Source organism: Microcoleus sp. BROC3 (genome assembly GCF_036702515.1).
Lineage (GTDB): Bacteria > Cyanobacteriota > Cyanobacteriia > Cyanobacteriales > Microcoleaceae > Microcoleus.
This window is the reverse complement of the sequence record NZ_JAUBTQ010000015.1, coordinates 90,745-114,111: the sequence shown is the minus strand read 5'-3', so window position 1 is coordinate 114,111 and position 23,367 is coordinate 90,745. Positions and strand designations below refer to the sequence as shown.

The window sequence follows — 23,367 nt, the reverse complement described above, 5'->3', positions numbered from 1 at the left end:
TTTTTTAAAGAAATGGTTAATTTAAAGATCGATCGCACAAATTCCGATTCAGAGTTTTTACGGGCTTTGAAGTCGGGGCAAAGTTTGGCAGGGGCTGAGTTCCCGGACGCTGATTTGAGCGGGGTTGAATTGTACGATGGCGATTTGAGCGGTGCAAACCTCAGCGGTGCAAACCTCAGCGGTGCTAGTTTAATTGGCGCTAACCTCAGCGGTGCTAATTTGAGCGGTGCTAATCTGGTTGAGGCTGATTTGCGGGGCGCTAATTTGCAAGGTGCGATTTTGAAGTCTGCTGCTTTGCAAAACAGTTGTTTGTGCAGGGCTGATTTGCGGAATGCTAATCTGAGCGAGGCTGATTTGAACGGATCGAAATTGCAAGTTGCTCTCTACGACTCGCTGACAGTTTGGCCGTCGGGTTTTAGATACAAAAGTTGCGGGGCTGTGGGGCCGGGAGCTCTGTTGAGCGGGGCTTTTTTGAATACGGCTAATTTGCGGTTTGTGGATTTGAGCGGTGCTAATTTGCTGGGCGCTTACTTGAGCGGGGCTGATTTGACTGGTGCTAATCTGCAAGGTGCGGGTTTGAGCGGTGCTAATTTGCGGATGGCTTTTCTGACAGGTGCTTGCTTGCGGGATGCGCGGTTAAATGGTGCGGAATTGCAGGGAGTTGATTTTCGAGCGGCTGATTTGACTGGTGCTAGTTTCGATCACGTTACTAGCATTGAAGGTGCGGATTTTACAGGGGTTCGGGGACTTGGCGAGGGGGCGAGGGCGATGCTTTCTCACCGGAGTTCGGAGGAGTTGGATAGTTGGAATTCTTATACTAAAACTACTACTCGCGAAAGTTTGAATTGCGAGAGTGTTTAATTGTTTGGTATGTTGCCCTTGAATAGTACCCGATCGCAATTAAAGCTGAAATGAGGAGCGATCGCAAAAACCCGGTTTTATCAAAAAATCGGGTTTTTAGATTTGGCATTAATGGCGAGACTTGGTAGCGCGCCGACAACCAATAACACCTGCAATTGACACCAGCCTCAACGAGCGATAGTTTTCGACGACAAATATTCTGTAGGAAAAAAACTTGACATCAGCGGGTCATAGAAAGTAAGAATAAATAACAGCCATAAAAAAAAGAGGTTTTATGTTTGATTCGCGATCGGCGATCGGCAAGTATGGCATTAATAAGTTGCTATCCCTAAAACAATTTCGGCTAAAATACATCCGGTAAAATACGGAGAATATATGAGTTTTTTGCAATCTAAAATCTAAAATCTAAAATCTAAAATCTAAAATGGCATAACTCATGGCAACAGCTATTCTCGACCTGGAAATCTCGAAACTCCCGCCAGAAATTACGGTTGAGGAGCGTTACAGCAAAGCCTTAGTTTTAATTCGACTGCACGGAAAACCGATCGGCCAAGCTCTCTTATCCCTAGTCGGAGGTCGCATAGACGGTTCCCAATTGCGGGAAACACTGATAAATGCAGCGGGCGAGAACCTTTGGAAAAATTTGCTCTACGATGCCCTCGCATGGGACGAACGCGGGCCCGTGCAGCCAATGCCGATCGCCACAGTTGCGGTTTGCACGCGCGATCGCCCGGAAGATTTGCGGCGCTGTCTGGACGCCTTGATGCAGATGCCAGACGACGGTCAGGAATACTTGGTAATTGACAACTGTCCCGCCACGGACGCTACCAGGGAACTAATCAAAAATTACCCAAAAGTGCGCTATGTGCGCGAAGACCTACCGGGCTCCAGCGCTGCCCGCAACCGAGCTTTACGCGAAGCTAAACACGAATTCGTAGCGTTTACAGATGACGATGCCGCCCCCGATCCGAACTGGCTGCGATCGCTCTTGCGAAATTTCAGCGATCCCCGAGTTATGTGCGTCACGGGGCTGGTGATGCCCTTGGAACTGGAAACTGAAGCGCAAGAATGGTTCGAGCGCTACAGCCCCCACGGGCGGGGCTTCGAGCGCCGTTTTTTTGACGGGGCGCACTGCAACCCTCTGGTTGTCTATCTTGTGGGGGTTTCGGCGAGCATGGCTTTGCGCAAAAGTTCGATCGACTTTATTGGATTGTTTGACGAAGCTTTGGGCGTGGGGACGCCGGCTAAATGCGGGGAAGATCACGAACTGTATGCTCGGATTCTCACCGCTGGCTACCGCATTGTGTACGAACCCAGAGCCCTGAGTTGGCACCGCCACCGACGCGATTGGGAAGACTTGCGCAAAACTATGTACTGCTACGGAGTTGGAGTCTACGCTTTCTGGACGCGGACTTTGGTGAAAAATCGCGAATTAGGGGTGGTGCGATTAGCTTTGGGATGGCTGTATTCCAAGCAAATTCCTGAATTATTTGCTTCTTTGCGGAAGCAGCCGGATGCGATTCCGAGCGATTTGCTGTTGGCTCAACTGCGAGGCTGTGTGAGTGGGCCGATGGCTTATTTTGCTTCTCGGAAGTGGTTGCAGGAAGTTAAAGGAAAGAAGTCAATAGTCAGTAGTCCGAGGGAAGAAGTCCGAGGGAAAAAGTCCGAGGGAAGAGTGTTTTAAATTACCAATTACCAATTACCAATTACCAATTACCAATTATCACTTACCAATTATGTTTATTCACGACACGCAAGTCACGGATACACTGATAGCTGTTTTTTTCCTCTTTCTTCTTCCTTATTCCTTCTGACTATGAACTACTGACTAATGACTTCAACGTTCCAATTATCAATTACCAATTCAATATGAATAGAGAAAATCCTACAGTTAGCGTAATTATTCCCAGTCACAATCGATGTTCTTCGCTGCGGCGAGCTCTTGATGCTTTGCACTCGCAGACTTATCCGATCGACCTAATGGAAATTATTGTAGTCGCAGATAGCTGCATTGACGATACTTTGGCAATGCTGCAAGACTACAAAGCTCCGTTTAAAGTGCAGGCGATCGAGGTAAATTGCCGGAGCGCTTCAATAACCCGCAATACCGGAGCTGCTTCGGCTACCGGGCAATTGCTGCTGTTTCTCGATGACGATATCGAAGCAATGCCGCCTTTGGTGGAAAGCCACGTTCGCACTCACCGAGAGCGTCCGGGCTGTGCTGTCATCGGCCCCTATCCGCCTAAGTTGCAGGGAGAAACTAGATTTTTTGGGGTAGAAGTGCGGGCTTGGTGGGAAGACAAGTTCGATCGGATGAGTCAGCCCGGTCACCGATTTACTTATCAAGATTTGCTCAGCGGCAACCTTTCTTTGGATACAGAAATGTTTGCTCGTCTCGATGGCTTCGATTCGGCTTTCGGGAACTGCGGCGGGGAAGATTACGAGTTTGGGGTGCGTTTGCTGAAAGCTGATGTACCTTTTGCTGTAGCGGGGGATGCTGTTGGTTATCATTACGAACATGAAACGAATAATCTCGATCGCTCTTTTGCCCGAGCTCGTCAGGAAGGGCGATCGGATGTTTTGATCGGCCGCCGACACCCGGAACTTAGACCGATACTGCCGGTAGCACTCTACGAAACTGCTGACTCGTTGGTAGATAAAATTGTGGTGGCGGTCACGTTTTTCTGGCCTGCTGCTGTGGATTGGCTGGCCCTGGGACTGAGGAAATCTCTTGATTTACTCGAAAGCTTGCGGATGCGGGGAACTTGGCGGTGGTTGCGGCCAAAATTGCGCGGTTATTGGTATTTGCGGGGTGTCATCGATGAGTTGAAAACCCGATCGGCCCTTTCTAGTTTTATGCAAGAAGGAACGGCTAGCGGCGATTTGGACAGACATGAAATTGAAATCGATTTGCAGGAAGGTTGGGAAGCAGCAGAACGAATTATTGACGAGCAAAAACCCGATGGCATTTACCTGCGTTACGGTGAACTGTCAGTCGGTCACGTCACTCCCAAATTCGGTGTAGAGCCACTGCGGGGCGCTCACTTGCGATCGATTCTGGCGCTTGACTTTGCCGAACCCCTGGCTCGGGCGATCGCGGTTAAAGGTATGCCCAAAAGTGCTGCTCATTCTGAACCTAGCTTAGTTGACAACACCCTACTTCAACATCTACTGTTATTTACAGTATTGGACAAAAAACAACTGAAAAATTCTTCCTATAACTGACATAATTAGATTAGAGAAAAAACCGAATATAGAGGTGTAATTAAGTAAGCGTTTAATTGATCGTAAATAAAGAGTGAGTGAGAGTTAAAAGAAAGAGAAATTAAAAATGGTAATTATGGCAATAAAATTGATTGAAGCTAATTTTTTAGAACCAATTGCTGACAAGCTGACCCTGGTGCAGACCCAGAACTTGGTTAAGATTCAGCCCTGGGAGGCATCCGGGCCAGAACCTCAGATAGTTGCCGGAGGTGTGCGGTGAGAAATGCGGGAACGCTGCTTTATCGGCGCAAAATGGCTCATTGGTTCGATTTGCTGCGGGTGTTGGTCGATCGCGATATGAAATTACTTTACAAGCGATCGACCTTGGGGATTGCTTGGACTTTAATCAGTCCGCTGTTACAGTTGGCTGTATTTTCCTTTTTGTTTCGCTCTGTCGTACCGCTGAATATTCCCAAATTTTCTTCCTTTGCTTTCAGCGGTTTGTTAATCTGGAGTTGGTCTCAAACGGCATTATTTAAATCAACGGGATTAATTACCACTAATAAGGCACTAATCAGGCAGCCAAATTTCCCCACGGCAATTTTGCCGGTAGTCACGACGATGACTGGCCTAATTCACTTTGTGTTAGCTTTGCCGGTGTTAATTATCTTTCTGGCAATAGATGGCGTCCATCTCAATTCAGTGCTACTTTTGTTGCCGCTGCTGATGATTATTCAGTTTTTGTTGACAGTTAGTTTTGCTTATCCCCTTGCCGCTTTGAATGTCACTTTTCGCGACACTCAGCACACTTTGGGAGTAGTTTTGCAGATGCTATTTTACCTAACTCCGATTTTCTACGACATCAACAGCGTCCCGGAAAAATTTAAGATTTTCTATTACTTAAATCCCATGGTGTCGCTGATTGAAGCTTACCGCGCCATACTTCTCAAAGGTATGCAGCCGGATTGGCCGGCTTTGTTAATTTTGAGCTTGGCTGTGGCGGCTATTTTGCCCATCGGACTGGGAATTTTTAGACGGCAAAGCGATCACTTTGTGGAGGAATTGTAAATGCGTGAAGCAATTATTGTCAAGGGTTTGGGTAAGCGTTTTAACCGCTACTCTACCGCAAGACCTTATACGATTATGGAAGCCGCTTTGTCCGGTTGGTGGAAGCTGAAGCCGGAGGCGAGTTTTTGGGCGCTGCGGAATATAAATTTTACTGTTTCTCCTGGGGAAATGCTGGGAATTCTTGGCAAGAATGGCGCGGGAAAATCAACGCTGCTGCAACTTGTCGGCGGGATCGGTCACGCTGAGGAAGGAACTATTAAAGTTAACGGCAGAATTGGCGGTTTGTTAGATTTGGGTGCGGGTTTTCACACGGATCTAACCGGTAGAGAAAACGTGTTTGTGGGTGCAGTGGTGGCCGGTTTGACTCGCCGGGAAGTGGCGCGCAGGTTTGACGATATTGTGGAATTTGCAGAGTTAAAACAGTTTATTGACAGCCCGATGCGGACTTACAGTACGGGGATGAAAATGCGGCTGGCTTTTTCGGTGGCGGTGCATACAGATCCCGAAGTGCTGTTAGTTGATGAACATTTGTCGGTTGGTGATGTGGCTTTTCAAACTAAATGTTTGAACAAGATAACTGAGTTTAAGAATCAAGGATGTGCGATTGTTTTGATTTCTCACACTGCGTCGCAAATTCAGAAAATGTGCGATCGGGCTTTGTGGCTGAAATCAGGTGAAATCGTGGCTTATGGGGAACCGGAAGTGGTAGTCGGTCAGTATTTGTCAGAAATGCGATCGTCCACAGAAAATCGCAGTACCCTGCGTGCTGCGGAAGCTACAAGTAGCCAGTCACCACTGCTAGGTAATCAGAATCGGTTCGGTTCTTTGGAAGTAGAAATTACAGATGTCAAAGTGTTTCCGCATTCGGAAATAGATAGCGGTGATGCTATTAGCATTGAAATTAATTATTCGGTGTCCCAGGACATTTCGGCTGCTATTTTTGCCGTGACAATCAGCAGGGATGACGGTCAAAGTTGTTTTGAGACTAATACTAATCAAATGGGCAGACTGCTGCCGCTGGTGAAAGGGAAAGGGAAAATCCGGCTGCAAATAGACAGGCTGGATTTAGGAAACGGACAGTATTACGTGAATGCTGGGGTTTACGAGGAAACTTTGGCTTACGCCTACGATTATCATTGGCAGGTTTATCCGCTGTACGTGCGATCGACTGTAAACCAAAAAACGATTCTTTGTCCGCCGTACCGCTGGGAATTTGAGGGCAAAATGCCGCTTCTGGATTTAGCCGAACCACCCGCTGCAACTTACGATTTGGATAAGAATCATCCCGGCTACGCCAAGATTTTGACTCAGTTGGAAAACAAGCAAAAACCTGACTTTTTAATGATTGGTTCTCAAAACTGCGGCACGGAATCTCTATACAGCCATCTTGAAAGTCACTTGCAAATTATCAAAGAAGGTTCCCGGGATATTCACTTTTTTGATTTGAATTTTGAGCGCGGTATTGATTGGTATAACAAACAGTTGACTCGCAGTGTAACTGGTGAAAAGGTGTTGCTGTGGGAGATGACTCCTTACTATATTTATCATCCTTTGGTGGCGGAGCGAGTTTACAAGTGTTTCCCCGATGTTAAGCTGATTGTGATGCTGCGAAACCCGGTAAAACGAGCGTGGATGCACTATCATTTAGAAGTGGCGAATGGCTGTGAAAAGTTGGATTTTGAAAAGGCGATCGCTTCTGAATCTGATAGACTCAAAGGTGAGATAGAAAAAATCAAAGCAGATGAAGGTTATTACAGTTTTAATCACCAGCATTATTCCTATTTGGCGCGGGGAATTTATGTAGAACAAATCAAAAATTGGCTCGACTATTTTCCGAGAGAACAGTTGCTAATTCTCAAAAGCGAAGATTTTTACGCACGTACAGGCCAAATCTTTTCGGAAGTGTTAAATTTTTTGGATATTAGTGCGAGTGCAAGTAAAGAATATGAAATTAATCATGTCGATGAATACACCAAAATGCCACCGGAAATCGAACAAGAATTGACCAATTATTTCAAACCTTACAATCAGGAACTTTCTGATTTGTTGAAAGAAAACTTTAATTGGAGTTAGGAAAAAAACTTTTTGCCCGTATAGGAACAAAAAAGAGACAGATTTATCAATGATTTCTAATCTAATAAATAATACATGAATCATAGCTGTTTCTTCTCTTCATCTGTGCACTTAGCGCTCTCTGCTTTTACTCAAAAACAATCTAATTCACAAACCATTTATCAGTTATAAAAATGAAACGGATATTTTTAGTAGGATCTCCGAGAAGTGGCACAACCATGCTTCAAAGTTTATTGGCTGCTCATCCTGAAGTTATTTCTTTTCCTGAATCTAAGTTTTTTCACTATTTACTGTACAAGAAGTTTGCGGGAAAGTTGCCAGGTAGGCTGGAAGCTTTTTTTAAGGATGAGATTCATCGTCCTGAACTTTTGCAAGGTTTTGATGATAGTCAAAATGTAGGAAATAAAGTTAGTTGGTTTGTCGGAGTTTTGGATGGTTTGGCGGCGGAACAAAACAAAAGCATTTGGTTGGAAAAAACGCCGGAACACATATATTTTATTGATGACATAGAGCGATTTTTACCGGATGCGAAATTCATACATATTTTGCGAAACGGTATGGATACAATAGCTTCTCTGCATGAGGCTACTAGGAGTTCTCATGATTTGTGGGGGCCTGGTTGGGATTTAAACCACTGTATCGATCGCTGGAAACAGGCGATGTTAATTAGTCACAAATATGCTAATAAATCCAATCATATATTAGTCAATTATGAGGAAATTGTCGATAATAAGCTCAAAAAGTTAGAAGATATTTGTCATTTTGTGGGCGTTGAATATGACGCTCAAATGCTGGAAGCTTATCAAGAAACAGCAGCTAGTCTCAGTTTGAATTTACCTTGGCACCAAGGGATTGAGAGAGAGGTTAAAAGTAGTAAGGTTCACAAATATCATAAAATTTTTACGAGAAATGAAATTAAAGATATTTTAGATAAGATTAAGCGAGTCAAGGGTGAAATTGCCTGGAAAGTTACGGTAGAAGTGAGCGAACCAATTTCGGATATTTGCGCTCTTCCGCAAATATGCGATCGCCTGTGCTGTACGATTAAACTAGAAGGAATTAAACTCGGTATTGTTGAATTGCCAGTCTGCGATGGCACGGTTGCCGGTGCGGTGTTGGCGGATGCGATCGCAGCCCAGTTTGCTTGGCAAATTCTCGATCGCTTCTTTCAACGCAATCGCTGCGAAAAAGGCAATAGATTGTGGCAAACTTTGCTGGCACCATTGCACAAAAAAAATGACTGGACGCTATTTTTGCAAGAATTGTGGGGGCGTCCGCATTGGCATTTGGAGGATTTATACAAGCCAGAAATAGCCCAAGAAGTCCCAACAATTACGCTCACAAAAGATTTGATTGCTGTAGAAGTTAGCGAGGAATTTACTAATATACAAGTTGAGCTTTCTGAAATTTACGTGCTGGTGAAAGTAGGCGGTGTTGCTGTCGATATTGTCACTTTTGTAGTGGAAAATAATTTTGTTTCTGCTCAAAAATTGCGATCGACAATTACTCGAAATAGCGGGTTTGAGTTGTGCATCGCCACGGTGCGAGAAGCTTTGCTGGGAAAACCGCTCAGCGGCAAGCAATCGCTGCGATCGCGCTTAGCCTCTTGTGCTCAACAAAGGTCGGATTTGCCCCAGAGTTTGAATGCAGCGGGTGCTGGGGGCATTTACCCGCCAAATGCGGTGATGTTCGGCAGGCACGAGGGGGCGATCGGGACGAGTGTCAGCCGCCGCGCCTCACTCCCGGCGGCGGCGCTGCCGGAAATCAAGTCAGCCGCGGCAATCGCGGGGGAACCGACAATGCAAATTCCCCAAGAAAACGAGTTTCCAAAGCAAGTATTTTACGCACCGGAAATCATTGGGCGAAAATCGCCGTATAGAGAAGTTTCTCACTCAGGGAAACCTCAAGTTTGTGACACTCATGGCGTTACACAAAGGCTGCCGATTCTCGCCTACCGCCGCATTTCTCCGGACGGTTTAGACGCAGTTACTCCGCAGGTTTTGGAACAACAGTTGCAGTATCTCAAAGATCGCGGTTATTATAGTGCGAGTTGGGAAAAATGGCAAAGTGCGAAACGGGATAAAACTCCTTTACCCGGTAAAGCTGTATTGATGACTTTTGACGGTGGCTATCTCGACTTTTTCCAATATGCTTGGCCTCTGCTAAAACGCTTTGATTTTACAGCGACTGTTTTTCTTGTAGCGGAGTCGATAGGAAAGACAAATAGTTGGGAAAAAGCCGAATTTGAAGAAGTGCAGTTAATGGGATGGCCGGAAATTCGGCAACTGCGGGATGCAGGGATTGAATTCGGTTCTATGTCTGCTACTCATCAACCTTTGACTGCATTGTCGCCGACAGAAATTGTGCGGGAGGGGGCGAAATCCCGTGCTATCTTGGAACGGGGATTAGAGAAATCGGTTAAATTTTTTGCCTATCCCTACGGGGATGTCGATCCAATTGTAGCGCATTTAATTGGAGCGAGTGGATATACTTTTGGTGTATCATATAGGTCAAATTTTAGCAGTTTTGACGATGCTTTACTGTCCCTGCCGCGCATTAAAGTTACAGCAGAAAATTTTTTATGGCAATTAGGTTTGTAGGGTGAGTCAGCCAGCGAGACTTTTCCTTCTACTCAAAATCTCTCAACTGGCGCAGCTTACAAGTGAAATTGCTTAATCCATCCCTTGATTTTCCGCTGCAGATAACCCCCTAACCCTCGGGAAATCTTCTCAAACTTATAATAAAATAAAATATCCATAACATCTTCAGTTTTCATATACTTTAAATAAGAAATCATTTTATCGGTGAGTTCATCATTAACATCATCGATATACTTTCTCACCGCCAACCTTTCGGAAATATTCCATTTCTTATCAAACTTGCGGTGCATTTCCGTCTCATAATCCCGAAAATCTGAGATTTTACCCTCCAAATAGCTTTGAATATATTTCCCCGCTATTTCCGCACTATCCATCCCGTGTCTAATCCCTTCGCCGCCCAAAAAATTTACTGTCGAGACAGTATCACCGATCGCAATTATATTATTATTTTTACAATAAATATCCTTCAAACCAGGACTGTACTTCAGCGTCGAACCGTGTTTGTCAATAATTTTATAATTTTTAGACTTCAGATATTCATCAATCAGTAAATCAATATATTTTTTCAGCGGTGACAAATGCCTAACCGTTTTCGGATCTAAAAAAATGCGACCCGCACCAACTTTCAGCCTGTTTGGTTCCATTGGGAATATCCAGGAATAACCCTTGGGCATCCATTTATCGCCCAAAAAGAAGATTAAATCACCGCTGTATTTATTGTAAACTTCTGGCTCTACTTCAATTAAATATTCGATTCCGGTTCCCGACAAAAAATCTGGCTTATCATTCTCTTTTTCGTACATAACCGCCCTAGCAAAACCAGTAGCATCAACCAATATTTTCGTGCTAACTTTGATTATTTGACCGTCGGATAACTGTTTAAATTCTACTGTTGTTTCGCCCTTGGATTGTGAATGTCCGGTGTAGCGATAACCCAGCCAAACTTCACCGCCAAATCGCTCAACTTCGCTGGCTAGAAATGCTCTAAATTTAGCAAAGTTGAGAACAACTCCCAAGCTTTCGGGAGACTCCCAACTTTGACTGACTTTGCTAGTTTCAATAGTAAGTTTGTGCCAAAAACTGCCGATGACAGATTCGGGCAAATCGAATTTAGAGAGGGTTTCTAGAGGCGTGGCAGCGCTGGAAAAGTCATTTTTATTAAAGTTGTCGTTTTGCTCTGCCAGCAAGACTTTGCGGCCGGATTTGGCTAGGATTCTCGCGCAGTGGCCTCCTGCTGGGCCTGCTCCTACTATTACTATGTCAAAACTTTTTAAAGTCATCTTGCTTTTAACTCGCTTGCAATGTCAAAATACCTGCAGACATATCAACTACTAACCGCCGAGTTTTCAGCCACTGGCGGCCTATTAAAATTTCCGGTACTCCGTCACCCACATGAACCGGAATGTCAAATTCTTGCTCATCTATGCGTACTTTTCCTGCATAAAGATCGAAATCAAATTCTCCCTTTGCTGTCCGCATTTCTTGTCGCCTAATATAAATCCAATCAAGTCCCTCGAAATCTTGCTCGTCCATTGCTAACCAGCCAGAAAAACCTGTATCTAGCAGAGCATCAACAGGTAATTCTAAGCCGTTACTAGCAATCAATTCAACTTCAAAAAATAGCTCGTCCTCATCACCCAATCTTCCTTCAATCATATTGAGCCGCACGCCCCTGTATTGTTAATGCGGAAAAGGTAGGGGATAGCATTTGGGTGTTTCTGGCGGCACATTTTGGTAGCCGCCATATCATCCTTGTCGATAAAATATTCCCCGCTATCAGGTTCAACCGCCATGTACCAGTTGTAGTGAGTGTCAATTAATTCTGGTTTAAGGCGATCGAAAATTACTTTGCAACGCTTGCGAAATGCCGCTCTTTCGGCTCGCCACTGGGCTTTTTTTTCTTCTGACCACTGAATCTCTGGGAACAGTCTTCCCCGCCGCACGGTACGATTTGGTTTCACGTTAGTCATTGTTTTTTCTCCGTTGTCCTCAAATCTTCCTTCAATCATGCTGCTCTTTCACTGTCATAGATCGAATATCGAAGAGTAAGGTGCGCTAGGCGCACCCTACAATTCTAGCTATTTCACGCTAACGGGTGACTGTTTGCGGCTGAATGTTGCCAAAATGCGATCGACCATTTGCGGTGGAGTTAGCCCTAAACTTGCAAATGATTGCTCTGGCGTTGCATGATCTACTAATGTATCCGGTACGCCCAGCCGCATCAGCGGCACGAGGACATTATTGTCGAGCAAAGATTCGGCTACTGCTGAACCAAAACCACCCATCAAACAGCCTTCTTCTAAAGTGACAACTCGCCCGATTCGCTGTGCTAAAGGCAAGATTAATTCGGTGTCCAAAGGCTTGACAAAACGCGCATTGATGACCGTTGCTTCAATGCCGTGTTCGCTCAACATCTCGGCGGTTTGCATTGCCGGATAAACCATTGAACCGTAACCCAATATCAGCAAATCATCGCCGTTGCGGAGGATTTCGCCTTTGCCGATCGGCAATTCTTCCCAACCTTCCTCCATCAGAGGCACGCCGTAACCGTTGCCGCGCGGGTAACGCATGGCGATCGGGCCGCTGGTGTGGTTGATTCCCGTGACTACCATCCGCTGCAATTCTGCCTCGTCTTTGGGTGCCATAATTGTCATATTTGGCAGACAGCGCAAGTAGGAAATATCGTACATTCCTTGGTGGGTGGGGCCGTCAGCACCGACAATGCCGGCGCGATCCAAACAGAAGAAAACGGGCAAATTTTGGATGCAGACATCGTGAATTATTTGGTCGTATCCCCGCTGCAAAAATGTCGAGTAAATTGCTACAACTGGGCGCATTCCTTCGCAGGCTAAACCAGCCGATAAAGTTACGGCGTGCTGTTCGGCAATGCCGACATCGATGTATTGTTTCGGCAGTTTTTCCTGAAGTTTGTCAAGGCCTGTTCCGGTTGCCATTGCAGCGGTAATTCCGACAATTTTTGGATTATTTTCTGCTAGTTTGACCAGGGCGTGGGTAAAGACTTTCGAGTAAGCTGGAGGCTTGGGTTTGGTGGAGGGAATGCCTTTGCCGGTGGCTAAGTTAAAGGGATTTTGGGCGTGATATCCTACTTGGTCTTTTTCGGCGATCGCGTATCCTTTGCCCTTCACAGTCACAACGTGAACTAGCACCGGGCCTTGGATGGTATGACCTTGTTTGAAAGTGGCAATTAACTCTTCCAAATTGTGCCCGTCTACCGGGCCCATGTAGGTAAAGCCCAATTCTTCAATTACGGCTCCTACTTTGGAAACTGCCAAGCGTTTCATGCTTTCTTTGAGGCGTTCCATTTCTGGGGTAAAAGTTTCGCCGACAAAGGGAATGTGTTTGAATTGTTCCTCTAAGTTATCTTTGAGAAATTGCACCGGCTGCGAGAGTCGCATCTTGTTCAAATAGCGGGTAATCGCGCCGACATTGGGCGAGATTGACATCTCGTTATCGTTGAGCACTACCATCACATTGGTTTTCGGCATATGGCCCGCGTGGTTGATTGCTTCGAGTGCCATGCCGCCAGTCAATGCACCGTCGCCGATGACTGCTACTGTTTTAAAGTTTTCGCCTTTGAGGTCGCGCGCCATCGCCATTCCTAATGCAGCCGAAATGCTCGTAGAAGCGTGGCCAGCACCAAAATGGTCAAATTTGCTCTCGCAGCGCTTGAGATAGCCTGCAACGCCGTCTTTTTGGCGCAGGGTGTGGAATTGGTTGTAGCGGCCGGTTATCAATTTGTGAGGATAAGCTTGGTGGCCGACATCCCAGGTAACTTTGTCGCGATCGAGGTCGAGTGTTTGGTAGAGTGCTAAAGTCAGTTCCACTACACCCAATCCGGGACCGAGGTGGCCGCCACTGGCAGCTACAGTTTCTAAATGCTTTTCTCGAATTTGTCGGGCAATTTGTTCGAGTTGATGAATCGAGAGGCCGTGTAATTGGTTTGGGTGAGTCAGTTCGCTCAGATGCATATTTTAAAATCTTGCTCCTGTGAATCAGGACGAATCCTTAACAGATATAGGTTGTGCCTGCGACGTTGGGGACGCGCAAACGTTAGAATAGTTTAACGGTTATTTGAGAAAAACTGTTAGCCGTAAGATTTTTGTTATTTTTGACCTGGTAATTATAGTTAATAAATTGTGCGCCGTCAAGATAAAAAAAGCTTATGTTGTTAGTTGCTAATGGCTTGTTGTTAGCTGCATGGAGATTCTTAAGCATTTAAAGCTAATTAAGCCCACTAAAAAAAATAGAATACTCAGATACCCCACTTCTTAAAGAAGTCGGGTATCTAACAGAAGAACGTTGACGTTTAATTAGAGCGACTTACTTTCTTTTTGTCAGGAAGGGACGAGATCCCTTTTCTATTTATCGGTTTTCCAGTTAAAAGAAAAAAGGATCTCGCTCCCATCAATTACAACATTCGTTCGCAATTAGCCGATCGAACTTCTGGCAATTTCTCGGCCCCAGTCGTATCAAATACGATCGCGTGTTTGGCCGCCGGCAACAACCGCCGTAAAATTTGCATATATCCCTCAGCATCGCCCCGGCGGTGGAACCGAGCAACTACCAATCGCTGCATATTCGGCAATTGCCGCACGATACACCAGGGATGAGTGTTTAATTTGGGCTTTGATGTTGGTATCATAGGTTAATCCTTCCCCGTGTTTGCGGGGTGTGGTAGAAAAGGCGATCGCCCTTAAGTTTTCGAGGCTAGGAGGGCGATCGTTTTCAGTGTACAGAGATATTGTCGGGTATATATGCACCGATGTCAAGCCAAATATGGGCTACGTTAGACTGCGGATTCGAGAACTAGCTGAGCAAAGAGGTTGGACGTTCAAAGAAGTTGCCGATCGATCGGGAGTGAATTACAACACGGTAAAAAGCTACGGGAGGCGGGATGCTTTGAACACAGTCGATCTGTCTGCTGTCTACAAAATAGCCCGCGCCTTCGACGTGACGATGGAAGATTTAGTTGAGGTTTTGGAAGATTGAGGGCGCACAAATGGGGCGAGTTAGACTAAAGATTCGAGAGTTGGCAGAAGAAAAGGGCTGGACGCTGCAAGACGTGGCCGAGCGCTCAGGGGTTAATTACAATACGCTGAAAGGGTACGCTAGACGCGATGATGGGATGAGTATGGTATATCTGAGTGCCGTTCAGAAAATCGCCCTTGCTTTTGACGTAATGATTGAAGATTTGGTCGAGTTTTTGGAATAGTAGGGGCGATCGCACTAATGGGCTACGTTAGACTGCGAATTCGAGAACTAGCTGAGCAAAGAGGTTGGACGTTCAAAGAAGTTGCCGATCGCTCGGGAGTGAATCACAACACTGTTAGAAGCTACGTTCAGCGCGATGCTTTGAACACGGCCGATATTTCTGCTGTCTACAAAATAGCCCGCGCCTTCGATGTAACACTGGAAGATTTGGTCGAGATTTTGGAAGATTGAGGACTCTTATCAATTCCGGTTAGATCGGAATGATTAAACCACAGAGGGCACAGAGGACACAGAGAAAGAGATGAGAGAGATAATAATTCTGATGTCAACGGATTTGATATTACAAAATACCCAGCGGGTGCGGAGCCATCGCAGATATTCAAATCAGCTCGATAATCTCATAGGCCAATACTCCGGACAGTTTTTGGAACGATACTACAAGCCTTACAGGGCAAGCATCATAAAAAAGTCGAATTAAATGCAAGTCAGGGGTAGAGGTGACATTGATTTAATTATCCACGCTCGCCTCAAAGTCAAGCGGGAATAAGCCATTGGGCCATAGAAAAAGTGTCCGGACTATTGTTCCATAAAAGTTTGTTGGTAGGTTAGTTAATCAAGATTGCTTAATGTCACGAAGTTTTCGCCACTGGTAAAATGCAATTTTGAAATACTTTTGCTATAAGGCTTTAAAAAATCAAACTTCTTGGTGGCTAAAAAATAAAGACACTAACAAGATTAGACCTCTTGCAAAATAATTTTATGCTATAATCAAAAGTTTGGCTTAAGTGGAGCAGATTGTAGGTTATATCAGCACTTGACAATTATGAGTTAGCTCTCAGGTCTAAAACTCAAAGCGTTTAATTGTAACATAGATTTTTTTTGCAAGAGGTCTATTAAATAAGCCATTCCCTCACCAGGAACCGGTGCCATCCAAGAAAGGTGACAATGCTGGGGATGACCAGCGCAGCGGGAGGCTGCCCTCTACCCGATAGCCGCGATCGAGGTGGAAGCGAAACAATCGCTCTGCTCCCTCGTAGTCATTGATTTGGGCACCTTCCCAAATCACTTCGGCTGTGCCTGTGAGATAGAGCAGGTTGCCCCGGTCGAAATCCACGAATAGCAGTCCTGCTCTGGGATTCAACTCTAGGTTGCCAAAGGTATTAAACTGACAATTGCCAGAGAAGTCAGGAACGGTCAGCGTACAGTCATCATCGAGCCGCACAAAGCCTGGTTTGCCACCGCGATGAGAAACATCTACCCCGCTAGCAATGCCTGCCGATGTATTTTGATAAGCAGTTGCAATGAAGAAGGTATCAGCGGCAGAAATCGTGGCACGTTCTTCGGCTCCGAGCATTTGGAATTGATGGATCGATTGCGGCGCTGCTGAATCTTGGTCAATTAGCTCAAACATCCGAGTTTGAATATATTTAGGACAGTTGCCAAAGCTTTGTCCCACTTGCACTTCAAAGCGATCCGAGTCAATTGCTGTGACAGTACCGTTCACACGATTGCGACGGCGGGTATGGAGCTCAATTCCGAGCAAGCCGATATCGATGCGCTCGGCAAGAGTATTTGTGAAAGGATCGCCAAATAGGGGTTTAGCGGCAATCTGTAAGGTACGATCGTCTGGCGAAGATAAAAAGCCCGGTTTCCCTACCAGGATGGAAGCCCAGGGGCAGCCTGTCACATCCACCGTACCCACAATTATGTAAGGAAGTTGGGGGAAGAACTGCCGAAACTGATCGGGCAGGTATTCCCGAATCATTTGTCGTCCTTGCCTATCCATCTTCGCCTGTGTACCCATTCGACCTTGAATTGCTAGTTCGCCCGCATGAAACGGCGATTCGGTTCTTGTCCAGCCTGGGATTGCCATATGTTACCTCTGTTTTTAAGCTATGTTGGTTCACCTACAGTCCTGCCATTGGGATATAGCCAGGGAGTTGTTTGATGCGATCGATCCAAGTCCGGACGTTGGGATAGGGTGCGAGGTCAATCTTGCCATCGTTCGCCAGAGCAACGTAGGGAAAGACAGCGATATCCGCGATGGTGGGGCGATCGAATTCTAACCAGTTGCGCGTACTCAAATGTCGATCTAATTGAGTCAGGATATTCTCTGCTTGCTGGTGTGCCCGTTCGATATTGATACTGGTAGCCCCGAACAAATAATAACGTCGGGCATTTTCGGGGCCCTGGCGAATTTCTCCAGCAGTTGTCGATAGCCAGCGAACGACTTGAGCCAACGGGAGTGCATCCAACGGCAGCCAACTATCGCCGCCATACTGCCGTGCCAAGTACACCAAAATAGCTTGAGCATCCGCTAATTTGATATCGCCATCGATCAACAAAGGAACCTGTCCAAATGGGTTAAGTGCCAAATATTCCGGCGACTTATGTTCGCCTTTCATTAAGTCCACTTTTACCCATTCATATTCAATGTTTAACAGTTCCAGCAATAGTCTTGGTTTGTAACTGTTACCAGACATTTCGTGACCGTAAAGCTTAATCATGATGTTTCTCCTTGTGAGTGTAAACATGATTGATTGAGGACTGCTACCTTCCCTAATTCACATACAGCTTTGGCAATTTCATCGGGCATACCGACTAATCATAGCTGAATGGTGACGGCTTGATTGTCCACAAATTTCTGCGCCTGCTCTTTGCTCACACCCAAACAGGTGTAGCCAGGGGCGGGAAACACGCAGGACTAATCGCATTGACTCGACTTTTGCGTTCTTTGAGGTTGAGTATCCAATTGTGGGCAAACGATCGCACGGCAGCCTTGGTCGCGCTATAAATACTAAAGACTGGGGTGCCTACGGTAGAAGCTATCGAGGCGTTCAAAATAAGAGAAGCGCCCAGGGGCAGCAGAGATAATGCCTTCTGCACGGTGAATAGCAAACCTTTGATAAGTAATGGGATCGAATTCATTACACGCTGATTCTTTGCTAATTTTTTACTTTCAATAGTCCGGACTATTTTTAGATATAGGGTCGGAAACCCTTAATTTTCTGTTAGGAACTCGATGGTGCAATCACCTTGAAACCCTTATTCTACGGTTGGTAATCAAAAACTGTCCGAAGTCTTGATAGGCGACGCACCATACAAAATGCGTCGCCTGAAAACTAAGATTCTCGTAAACCCGCTCCCCGTGCTATACTCGCGTTTGACTTTGCAAGATTTCTGCCAACAACCGCTCTTGACTTTTCGCCGGTTCCTTGCAAGTCAAACACTCGCAAACTAACCCGATAACACCTTCAGGCAAATCAGCCTCAATCTGACAGACAGCAGTCGGATAATACTGCGAAATCAACCCAGCAATTTGATCGGGAGTCGTGCGAATCAGGGTAGAATGCTGATACCAGTCGATCGCCGAAAGTAGACTCGGACAAGCTTGCGGAGCATCTTGTACAATACTGCTGAAAGCTTGCAAACCTTGCTCCGCGCGATCGAGATATTCTAAATTCGGGCCCAACAGTGCGAGGCGAACCAAAGAGGCGATCGCAATTCCATTCGCCGCCGGAGTTGCATTGTCTATATAGCTGCGTTCCCGCACCAACAAATCTCCGCTAGCATCCTTAGCAGTATTGTAATATCCTCCCAATTCCACGCTCCACAAAAACTCATCAAACTCTTCTTGCACCTGCACAGCTTTCTCCAACCAAAACTGAGAATTCGGCAACTGTTTTGCCTCTTCCCCATTGCCTAAAGTCAAACTCGCTTGGTGCAAATCCAACAAAGCTTTCACAAACAAAGCATAATCTTCCGACTGCGCGGTTACAGCAGATTGTCCGTCATAATTCAACCGCTGAAACCGCCCATCCGTCCACTGATTATCTAAAATAAAATTAGCAGTTGTCACAGCTAATTCCAGATATTCCCAATTTCCAAAAACAGCCGCAGCGCGGGCTAAACCAGAAATCATTAAGCTATTCCAAGCAGCAATCATTTTCGTGTCAGTAACGGCGGGAATTCTACCCGGCCAACTGTCGTTTTTAGCTTCTTGATTGTTGCGGGCTGGCGGAAAGGTTTTTACAGTATCGGGATTGCCACCGTAGCGAACTTGAAAGAGTTTAGCCAAAGCCGCTTCTACCGTGTCGCTCAGTTTTCCTGGATGGCGGCGCTGCAATACATTCTTGCCTTCAAAATTGCCGCTGCGACTAACAGTAAACTGTGCTTTAATTTCCGCCAATTCCTCAGCAGTTAATAGTTGTTCCAGTTCGGCATAACTCCAGACATAAAACGCTCCTTCTTCCGGTTCTGACCCCCCCGTTGCCCCCCCTTGGTAAGGGGGGGTTGGGGGGGTAAAGCTGTCCGCATCCTGTGCAGCATAAAAATAGCCTGTTGGCGCAATCATTTCTCGCTTCAACCATTCTACTGTCCCCGCGATCGCAGTTTCAAAAGCGGGTTCTTGTATTCCCGCGCTCCACAAATTTGCTAAATACTCAACAATCTGACCGTTGTCATAGAGCATTTTTTCAAAGTGTGGCACAGTCCAAGTCGCATCAACCGTATAGCGGTGAAATCCGCCTCCTACGTGGTCGTAAATGCCGCCCAATGCTAAGTCTAATCCGCGCTGAGTGCAGACTTGTTTGCTGTCGTGTTTTGATTCAAAATTAAATCGCGTTCCCCGCAGTGCTAGCTCAGCATAAGGTATCATCGGAAAACTGGGGCCGGGGTTGCTGCCCGCAATAATTCCGGTGTTGAGTTCTAAGCCTTTTTGAAAGAGTTCGCGATTTAATTCGGCGGTTACTCCTGACAGCGCTGCCGACTGTTGGAGGTTGCCTAAAATCTCTGCTTTGAAGGCTTCTACTTTGCCTTTTTCTGTGTCGTAAAAGCGGCGAATTGCTTGCAAAACTTCTAAAAATCCGGGTCGTCCGTAGCGAGGTTCTACGGGGAAATAAGTGCCTCCGTAGAAGGGAACTCGCTCGTCTGGAGTGAGAAAAACGTTGAGCGGCCAACCGCCTTGGCCTGTCATCATTTGCAAGGTTTGCATATAAATGCTGTCGATATCCGGGCGTTCTTCACGATCGACTTTTATCGGTATAAAATGCGAATTCATGTATTGGGCGATCGCGCCATCGGAAAATGCTTCTCCTTCCATCACCGTACACCAGTGGCAGCTAGAGTAGCCAATTGACAGGAAAATCGGTTTATTTTCGCTTCGGGCTGTTTCTAGGGCTTCGTCGCACCAAGGCCACCAGTCGATCGGATTTTCGGCGTGTTTCCGCAGGTAAAGGCTTTGGGATTGAGCAAGACGGTTGACCATAATCAAATCCACTTTAACTCGTGCTGAGTAAGCTTGTCAGTTCTCTAGCAGTTTAGCGCGAGATGTTTTAGTTGAGTTGTTGCTGATAATTATGTTTTAATATTATGGCTGATTATCTCGATCTAACATGAGTTTATCATCTCGGAGAACCTTCAATCAACAGCTCGGACAATTTTTGCTGAGTGCTGCTGTTCCTCCTGCTGTTCTCAAACTGAGCCAAACTGAATCCTCGGAACAAGCTTTATTAGAAACTAATCTTAACAACTTTCTGGCTAAAGCAGACCCTGAAATAGAATTATTAGTTCCGACATTTTTAGGTAATGACAAGCGCCGTTTCTACGGCAGAGGTGTTCCGAAAAGCTTGAAGTTAATCGACAAATTTCAACTCGGCAGCGGCCGGACTTTTCTGGGAAGGCGGTCTGTAGTTTGGAGCGGTGCCGGTTGGACTGGACAGCCGACTATTACCAGGGACGGGGGAAAAACTTATTTAATTATAGGTGCTTACGACCACAATTTGCGAAAAATAGATATTGCTACAAATAAAGAAGTTTGGCGCTATAAATTTGACGATATAATCAAAGGCTCATCAACGATTTATATCGATGAAAAAGCTAGCGCCGAAAACAGAATTGTGGTTTTGCAGGGAAGCCGCAGTGGCGGTGGTGGCAAAAGTGTCGTGCCGAGTTTTAGGGCAATATCTTTTAGAACTGGCAAGGAACTTTGGAAATTGGACATCAGGAGAACGCCCAGCTACAGCCGCGATAATGACAGCAGCGCTTTGGACATCGGCGGTGGCGTTTTGTTCAATGCGGGGGAAAATGCGATCGGCTATTTTCTCGATAGTTCCACAAGCAATGCAAAAATCAAACAAGGCATCAAGCAGCCAAATATCTTGTCGGAAGTACAGCTTTATGCAGCAGCAGATATCAGCAAGCACCGCGGCAACTTGGTAGCGGAATCATCGCCATCAAGGCTCAAAGATAGAATTTTTATAGCTGCTGGTTCCGGTCATATTTACGGTATTAGCATTGCAACTAAAAAGATAGTTTGGGATTTCTATACAGGTTCAGATTTGGATGGAAGTGCTGTAATTTCTAAATCAGGTAAACTGTTCTGTGCCATTGAAAAACAATACATTCAGGGCAACGGCGGAGTGCTGAAGCTGAATCCAAATAAAGAACCTAATGCCAGCGTCGAATGGTTTTTGCCTACCGGAAATCGCCGACTTTCTAGCTGGGAAGGCGGGATAATTGGCTCGGTGGCGTTGAATGACGAGTACAATTCAGGGGAGTTTCCGGCGCTGTTTGCCACAAATGCGATCGACGGCAATTTGTACATCGGTTCCCAAGATATGACTACAGGCAAAAAAATTGCTGTACCTTGGCGAAATCAGTCTTACGATACTCCGGTAATAGTGTTTAAAAAAGCGATTGGTTCTTCAATTTCTACTCCGATTTTTACCGATGGCAGTAAACTGATCAGTGCGGGATACAACGGTGTTTATTTGTTCAATTTGAATTGGGAACGAGCGAAGTCGGGGGATCAGAATGCTTTGAAAAATGCTAAAGGGGAGTTTTACCGTTTGAAAGTAATAGAATCGGGGAGATTTAAGCCGGGTTTGTCATTTGAGGCGACGCCTGTAGTTTGGGACGGAATTGTGAGGATTTGTGCGAGGGATGGCTGGATGTATACTTTGGGTTAGTTATTGGTATTTTGTACCTCTATCGGGAACAGGCAAGATGCCTGTTCCACAATAAGTAGACTCTGTTGTCGAACAGGCATCTTGCCTGTTCTTAAAAGGGTGTTGAAATCCGCCAATGCCACTACCTGGCGTTTAACTGCGCTTATATCTTTCATATAAAGGATGTCAGGAATTATCGGAAACCTGTTATAGCAATCCTCGCATCATTTGTGAATTTCTTACTCCCTAGCAAGCGAGTTCATTGAAATAAAAATCGGTTTATTTTCCCTCCGGGCCCTCTCTTAGGCTTCGTCGCACCAGGCCAACCAGTCGATCGGATTTTCGGCCTGTTTTGGCAGATAAAAGGTTTGGGATTGAGCAAAACGGTTGACCATAATCAAATCCACTTGAACTTTTGCTGGGTAAGCTTGTCAGTTCTCTAGCAGTTTAGCGCGAGATGTTTTAGCTGAGTTGTTGCTGATAATCCTGTGTTCAGACGATCGCTGATAATTTAGATGTCAAATGAGTCGATCGTCTCGGAGAACCTTCAATCAACGGCTGGGAAAATTTTTGCTGACTGCGGCGGTTCCTCCTGGTGTCCTCAAACACTGCCAAACTGAATCTGGGAATTGACGGAGTGAGAAAGCCGCTGAAACCTTGATAGTTAGAGGGTTTAGGCTCTTGAACCTCCCTCAAGAGAGTAATAATTATCACAAGTTAATTGACCATTTTGATGGTAGCGAACGCGAACGATCGTGATTAGACCCTGCAGAAAGTCTAAAAAATAGCGATCGCACGCACACATTTTTTTGATGACAAGCTACTCAAACCTTTACTGCGTCAAGTATTTCTACTTGCTTATCACCCGTTAAATCTTGGAATCGAGCTTTTTCGGAAAAATAATATTAACCAATTTTTAGCGAAAGCATACCCAGAAATAGAATTATTAGTCCCAACATTTTTAGATAACGACCACCGCGCCTTCTACGGTAGACGCAGGACAGTTTCATTCTCTTGTAGGGGCAGCAAAGAGTGGCTGCCCCAATCCCACCAAATGCCTAACAAATCCTGGATGGGTCGGGTCGGCATTCTTGGCACGACCCGTACAAAAGGCTGGTTTTCCTGAGAATGAAACAGCCCTGACGGTAGAGGCGTTCCGAAAACTATGTCCCAGAAAGTCGAGTCGTCCCTTTAGTCGGTCAAAGTTCCGGCGTCACAGATAATAACGACCACCGAAACCATTGGTCTCTAAACTCAGATGTTGCACCACGATCGATAAGCCTGTTTTGGGCGGGATCTCCTGCCCAACCCCTACTGCCCACAACAAAACTCATTCTTTGTGGAACGGGCCGGAGAGCGCCTTCTTAATAATGGTGCAACAT

The 23,367-nt window shown here is 45.7% G+C and carries 21 protein-coding genes; 11 read left to right on the top strand and 10 right to left on the bottom strand.

What is annotated here, in order from left to right; all coding sequences use genetic code 11:
- Positions 1-12 precede the first annotated feature (12 nt).
- The 7 genes from QUB30_RS12275 to QUB30_RS12245 all read left to right on the top strand — a co-directional run bounded on the left by QUB30_RS12275 (position 13) and on the right by QUB30_RS12245 (position 9,806).
- Positions 13-861 carry a pentapeptide repeat-containing protein gene (locus QUB30_RS12275; RefSeq protein ID WP_333333520.1) on the top strand — a complete coding sequence of 283 codons (849 nt, stop codon included), beginning with the start codon at positions 13-15 and terminating at the stop codon, positions 859-861.
- A gap of 436 nt (positions 862-1,297) precedes the next feature.
- On the top strand, positions 1,298-2,545 hold the full coding sequence (locus tag QUB30_RS12270) for a glycosyltransferase (RefSeq protein WP_333333518.1): 1,248 nt from the start codon (positions 1,298-1,300) through the stop codon (positions 2,543-2,545).
- 185 nt (positions 2,546-2,730) lie between these two features.
- Positions 2,731-4,086 (top strand): glycosyltransferase family 2 protein, encoded by a 1,356-nt coding sequence (locus QUB30_RS12265; protein ID WP_333333516.1) that lies wholly within the window; start codon positions 2,731-2,733, stop codon positions 4,084-4,086.
- A 115-nt stretch (positions 4,087-4,201) separates the two neighbouring features.
- Positions 4,202-4,345: a hypothetical protein gene (locus QUB30_RS12260; RefSeq protein ID WP_333333514.1), complete on the top strand. Its 144-nt coding sequence runs from the start codon at positions 4,202-4,204 to the stop codon at positions 4,343-4,345.
- Positions 4,342-5,133 carry an ABC transporter permease gene (locus QUB30_RS12255; RefSeq protein ID WP_333333512.1) on the top strand — a complete coding sequence of 264 codons (792 nt, stop codon included), beginning with the start codon at positions 4,342-4,344 and terminating at the stop codon, positions 5,131-5,133. Before QUB30_RS12260 ends, QUB30_RS12255 begins: the two co-directional genes overlap by 4 nt.
- On the top strand, positions 5,134-7,206 hold the full coding sequence (locus QUB30_RS12250) for a Wzt carbohydrate-binding domain-containing protein (RefSeq protein ID WP_333333510.1): 2,073 nt from the start codon (positions 5,134-5,136) through the stop codon (positions 7,204-7,206).
- A 173-nt stretch (positions 7,207-7,379) separates the two neighbouring features.
- Positions 7,380-9,806 (top strand): sulfotransferase, encoded by a 2,427-nt coding sequence (locus QUB30_RS12245; RefSeq protein WP_333333508.1) that lies wholly within the window; start codon positions 7,380-7,382, stop codon positions 9,804-9,806.
- 56 nt (positions 9,807-9,862) lie between these two features.
- Here the strand turns inward: QUB30_RS12245 and QUB30_RS12240 are convergent, their stop codons facing one another.
- From QUB30_RS12240 to QUB30_RS12220, 5 genes are all read right to left on the bottom strand, one after another.
- Positions 9,863-11,086 carry an NAD(P)/FAD-dependent oxidoreductase gene (locus tag QUB30_RS12240; protein ID WP_333333507.1) on the bottom strand — a complete coding sequence of 408 codons (1,224 nt, stop codon included), beginning with the start codon at positions 11,084-11,086 and terminating at the stop codon, positions 9,863-9,865.
- 7 nt (positions 11,087-11,093) lie between these two features.
- Complete coding sequence (locus QUB30_RS12235) at positions 11,094-11,462, bottom strand: aspartyl protease (protein ID WP_333333504.1); 369 nt, start codon at positions 11,460-11,462, stop codon at positions 11,094-11,096.
- Positions 11,459-11,815: a hypothetical protein gene (locus QUB30_RS12230; RefSeq protein ID WP_333241311.1), complete on the bottom strand. Its 357-nt coding sequence runs from the start codon at positions 11,813-11,815 to the stop codon at positions 11,459-11,461. Before QUB30_RS12230 ends, QUB30_RS12235 begins: the two co-directional genes overlap by 4 nt.
- 69 nt (positions 11,816-11,884) lie before the next feature.
- Complete coding sequence (gene dxs, locus QUB30_RS12225; RefSeq protein ID WP_333333502.1) at positions 11,885-13,795, bottom strand: 1-deoxy-D-xylulose-5-phosphate synthase; 1,911 nt, start codon at positions 13,793-13,795, stop codon at positions 11,885-11,887.
- A gap of 440 nt (positions 13,796-14,235) precedes the next feature.
- Entirely contained in the window at positions 14,236-14,469 is a 234-nt protein-coding gene (locus QUB30_RS12220; protein WP_333333500.1) for a hypothetical protein, read from the bottom strand.
- A gap of 134 nt (positions 14,470-14,603) precedes the next feature.
- Between QUB30_RS12220 and QUB30_RS12215 the strand changes: the two genes are divergently transcribed.
- Genes QUB30_RS12215 through QUB30_RS12205 form a run of 3 tightly spaced genes read left to right on the top strand, consistent with a single transcriptional unit; the run spans position 14,604 to position 15,269 of the window.
- Positions 14,604-14,816 (top strand): helix-turn-helix transcriptional regulator, encoded by a 213-nt coding sequence (locus QUB30_RS12215; protein ID WP_333139226.1) that lies wholly within the window; start codon positions 14,604-14,606, stop codon positions 14,814-14,816.
- Positions 14,817-14,826: 10 nt separating this feature from the next.
- Entirely contained in the window at positions 14,827-15,039 is a 213-nt protein-coding gene (locus QUB30_RS12210) for a helix-turn-helix transcriptional regulator (RefSeq protein WP_333333498.1), read from the top strand.
- 17 nt (positions 15,040-15,056) lie between these two features.
- Positions 15,057-15,269 (top strand): helix-turn-helix transcriptional regulator, encoded by a 213-nt coding sequence (locus tag QUB30_RS12205; RefSeq protein ID WP_333333496.1) that lies wholly within the window; start codon positions 15,057-15,059, stop codon positions 15,267-15,269.
- A gap of 679 nt (positions 15,270-15,948) precedes the next feature.
- Here the strand turns inward: QUB30_RS12205 and QUB30_RS12200 are convergent.
- From QUB30_RS12200 to QUB30_RS12185, 4 genes are all read right to left on the bottom strand, one after another.
- On the bottom strand, positions 15,949-16,911 hold the full coding sequence (locus tag QUB30_RS12200) for a pyridoxamine 5'-phosphate oxidase family protein (protein ID WP_333333494.1): 963 nt from the start codon (positions 16,909-16,911) through the stop codon (positions 15,949-15,951).
- 34 nt (positions 16,912-16,945) lie between these two features.
- Entirely contained in the window at positions 16,946-17,545 is a 600-nt protein-coding gene (locus tag QUB30_RS12195; protein WP_333333492.1) for a glutathione S-transferase, read from the bottom strand.
- A gap of 154 nt (positions 17,546-17,699) precedes the next feature.
- Complete coding sequence (locus QUB30_RS12190; RefSeq protein ID WP_333333490.1) at positions 17,700-17,966, bottom strand: SDR family oxidoreductase; 267 nt, start codon at positions 17,964-17,966, stop codon at positions 17,700-17,702.
- A 223-nt stretch (positions 17,967-18,189) separates the two neighbouring features.
- Complete coding sequence (locus QUB30_RS12185) at positions 18,190-20,304, bottom strand: thioredoxin domain-containing protein (RefSeq protein ID WP_333333487.1); 2,115 nt, start codon at positions 20,302-20,304, stop codon at positions 18,190-18,192.
- A gap of 127 nt (positions 20,305-20,431) precedes the next feature.
- Between QUB30_RS12185 and QUB30_RS12180 the strand changes: the two genes are divergently transcribed.
- Entirely contained in the window at positions 20,432-22,006 is a 1,575-nt protein-coding gene (locus QUB30_RS12180) for an outer membrane protein assembly factor BamB family protein (protein ID WP_333333485.1), read from the top strand.
- Between the two features lie 471 nt (positions 22,007-22,477).
- On the opposite strand, the gene QUB30_RS12175 is transcribed toward QUB30_RS12180, so the two are convergent.
- Positions 22,478-22,699 (bottom strand): hypothetical protein, encoded by a 222-nt coding sequence (locus QUB30_RS12175; RefSeq protein ID WP_333333484.1) that lies wholly within the window; start codon positions 22,697-22,699, stop codon positions 22,478-22,480.
- Between the last annotated feature and the right edge of the window lie 668 nt (positions 22,700-23,367).

Bases quoted from the DNA above. Each gene is read 5' to 3' on its own strand.
- QUB30_RS12275 (WP_333333520.1), top strand. From the start codon at position 13: ATGGTTAATTTAAAGATCGATCGCACAAATTCCGATTCAGAGTTTTTA.
- QUB30_RS12270 (WP_333333518.1), top strand. From the start codon at position 1,298: ATGGCAACAGCTATTCTCGACCTGGAAATCTCGAAACTCCCGCCAGAA.
- QUB30_RS12265 (WP_333333516.1), top strand. From the start codon at position 2,731: ATGAATAGAGAAAATCCTACAGTTAGCGTAATTATTCCCAGTCACAAT.
- QUB30_RS12260 (WP_333333514.1), top strand. From the start codon at position 4,202: ATGGCAATAAAATTGATTGAAGCTAATTTTTTAGAACCAATTGCTGAC.
- QUB30_RS12250 (WP_333333510.1), top strand. From the start codon at position 5,134: ATGCGTGAAGCAATTATTGTCAAGGGTTTGGGTAAGCGTTTTAACCGC.
- QUB30_RS12245 (WP_333333508.1), top strand. From the start codon at position 7,380: ATGAAACGGATATTTTTAGTAGGATCTCCGAGAAGTGGCACAACCATG.
- QUB30_RS12240 (WP_333333507.1), bottom strand. From the start codon at position 11,086: ATGACTTTAAAAAGTTTTGACATAGTAATAGTAGGAGCAGGCCCAGCA.
- QUB30_RS12235 (WP_333333504.1), bottom strand. From the start codon at position 11,462: ATGATTGAAGGAAGATTGGGTGATGAGGACGAGCTATTTTTTGAAGTT.
- QUB30_RS12230 (WP_333241311.1), bottom strand. From the start codon at position 11,815: ATGATTGAAGGAAGATTTGAGGACAACGGAGAAAAAACAATGACTAAC.
- dxs (WP_333333502.1), bottom strand. From the start codon at position 13,795: ATGCATCTGAGCGAACTGACTCACCCAAACCAATTACACGGCCTCTCG.
- QUB30_RS12220 (WP_333333500.1), bottom strand. From the start codon at position 14,469: ATGATACCAACATCAAAGCCCAAATTAAACACTCATCCCTGGTGTATC.
- QUB30_RS12215 (WP_333139226.1), top strand. From the start codon at position 14,604: ATGGGCTACGTTAGACTGCGGATTCGAGAACTAGCTGAGCAAAGAGGT.
- QUB30_RS12210 (WP_333333498.1), top strand. From the start codon at position 14,827: ATGGGGCGAGTTAGACTAAAGATTCGAGAGTTGGCAGAAGAAAAGGGC.
- QUB30_RS12205 (WP_333333496.1), top strand. From the start codon at position 15,057: ATGGGCTACGTTAGACTGCGAATTCGAGAACTAGCTGAGCAAAGAGGT.
- QUB30_RS12200 (WP_333333494.1), bottom strand. From the start codon at position 16,911: ATGGCAATCCCAGGCTGGACAAGAACCGAATCGCCGTTTCATGCGGGC.
- QUB30_RS12195 (WP_333333492.1), bottom strand. From the start codon at position 17,545: ATGATTAAGCTTTACGGTCACGAAATGTCTGGTAACAGTTACAAACCA.
- QUB30_RS12190 (WP_333333490.1), bottom strand. From the start codon at position 17,966: ATGAATTCGATCCCATTACTTATCAAAGGTTTGCTATTCACCGTGCAG.
- QUB30_RS12185 (WP_333333487.1), bottom strand. From the start codon at position 20,304: ATGGTCAACCGTCTTGCTCAATCCCAAAGCCTTTACCTGCGGAAACAC.
- QUB30_RS12180 (WP_333333485.1), top strand. From the start codon at position 20,432: ATGAGTTTATCATCTCGGAGAACCTTCAATCAACAGCTCGGACAATTT.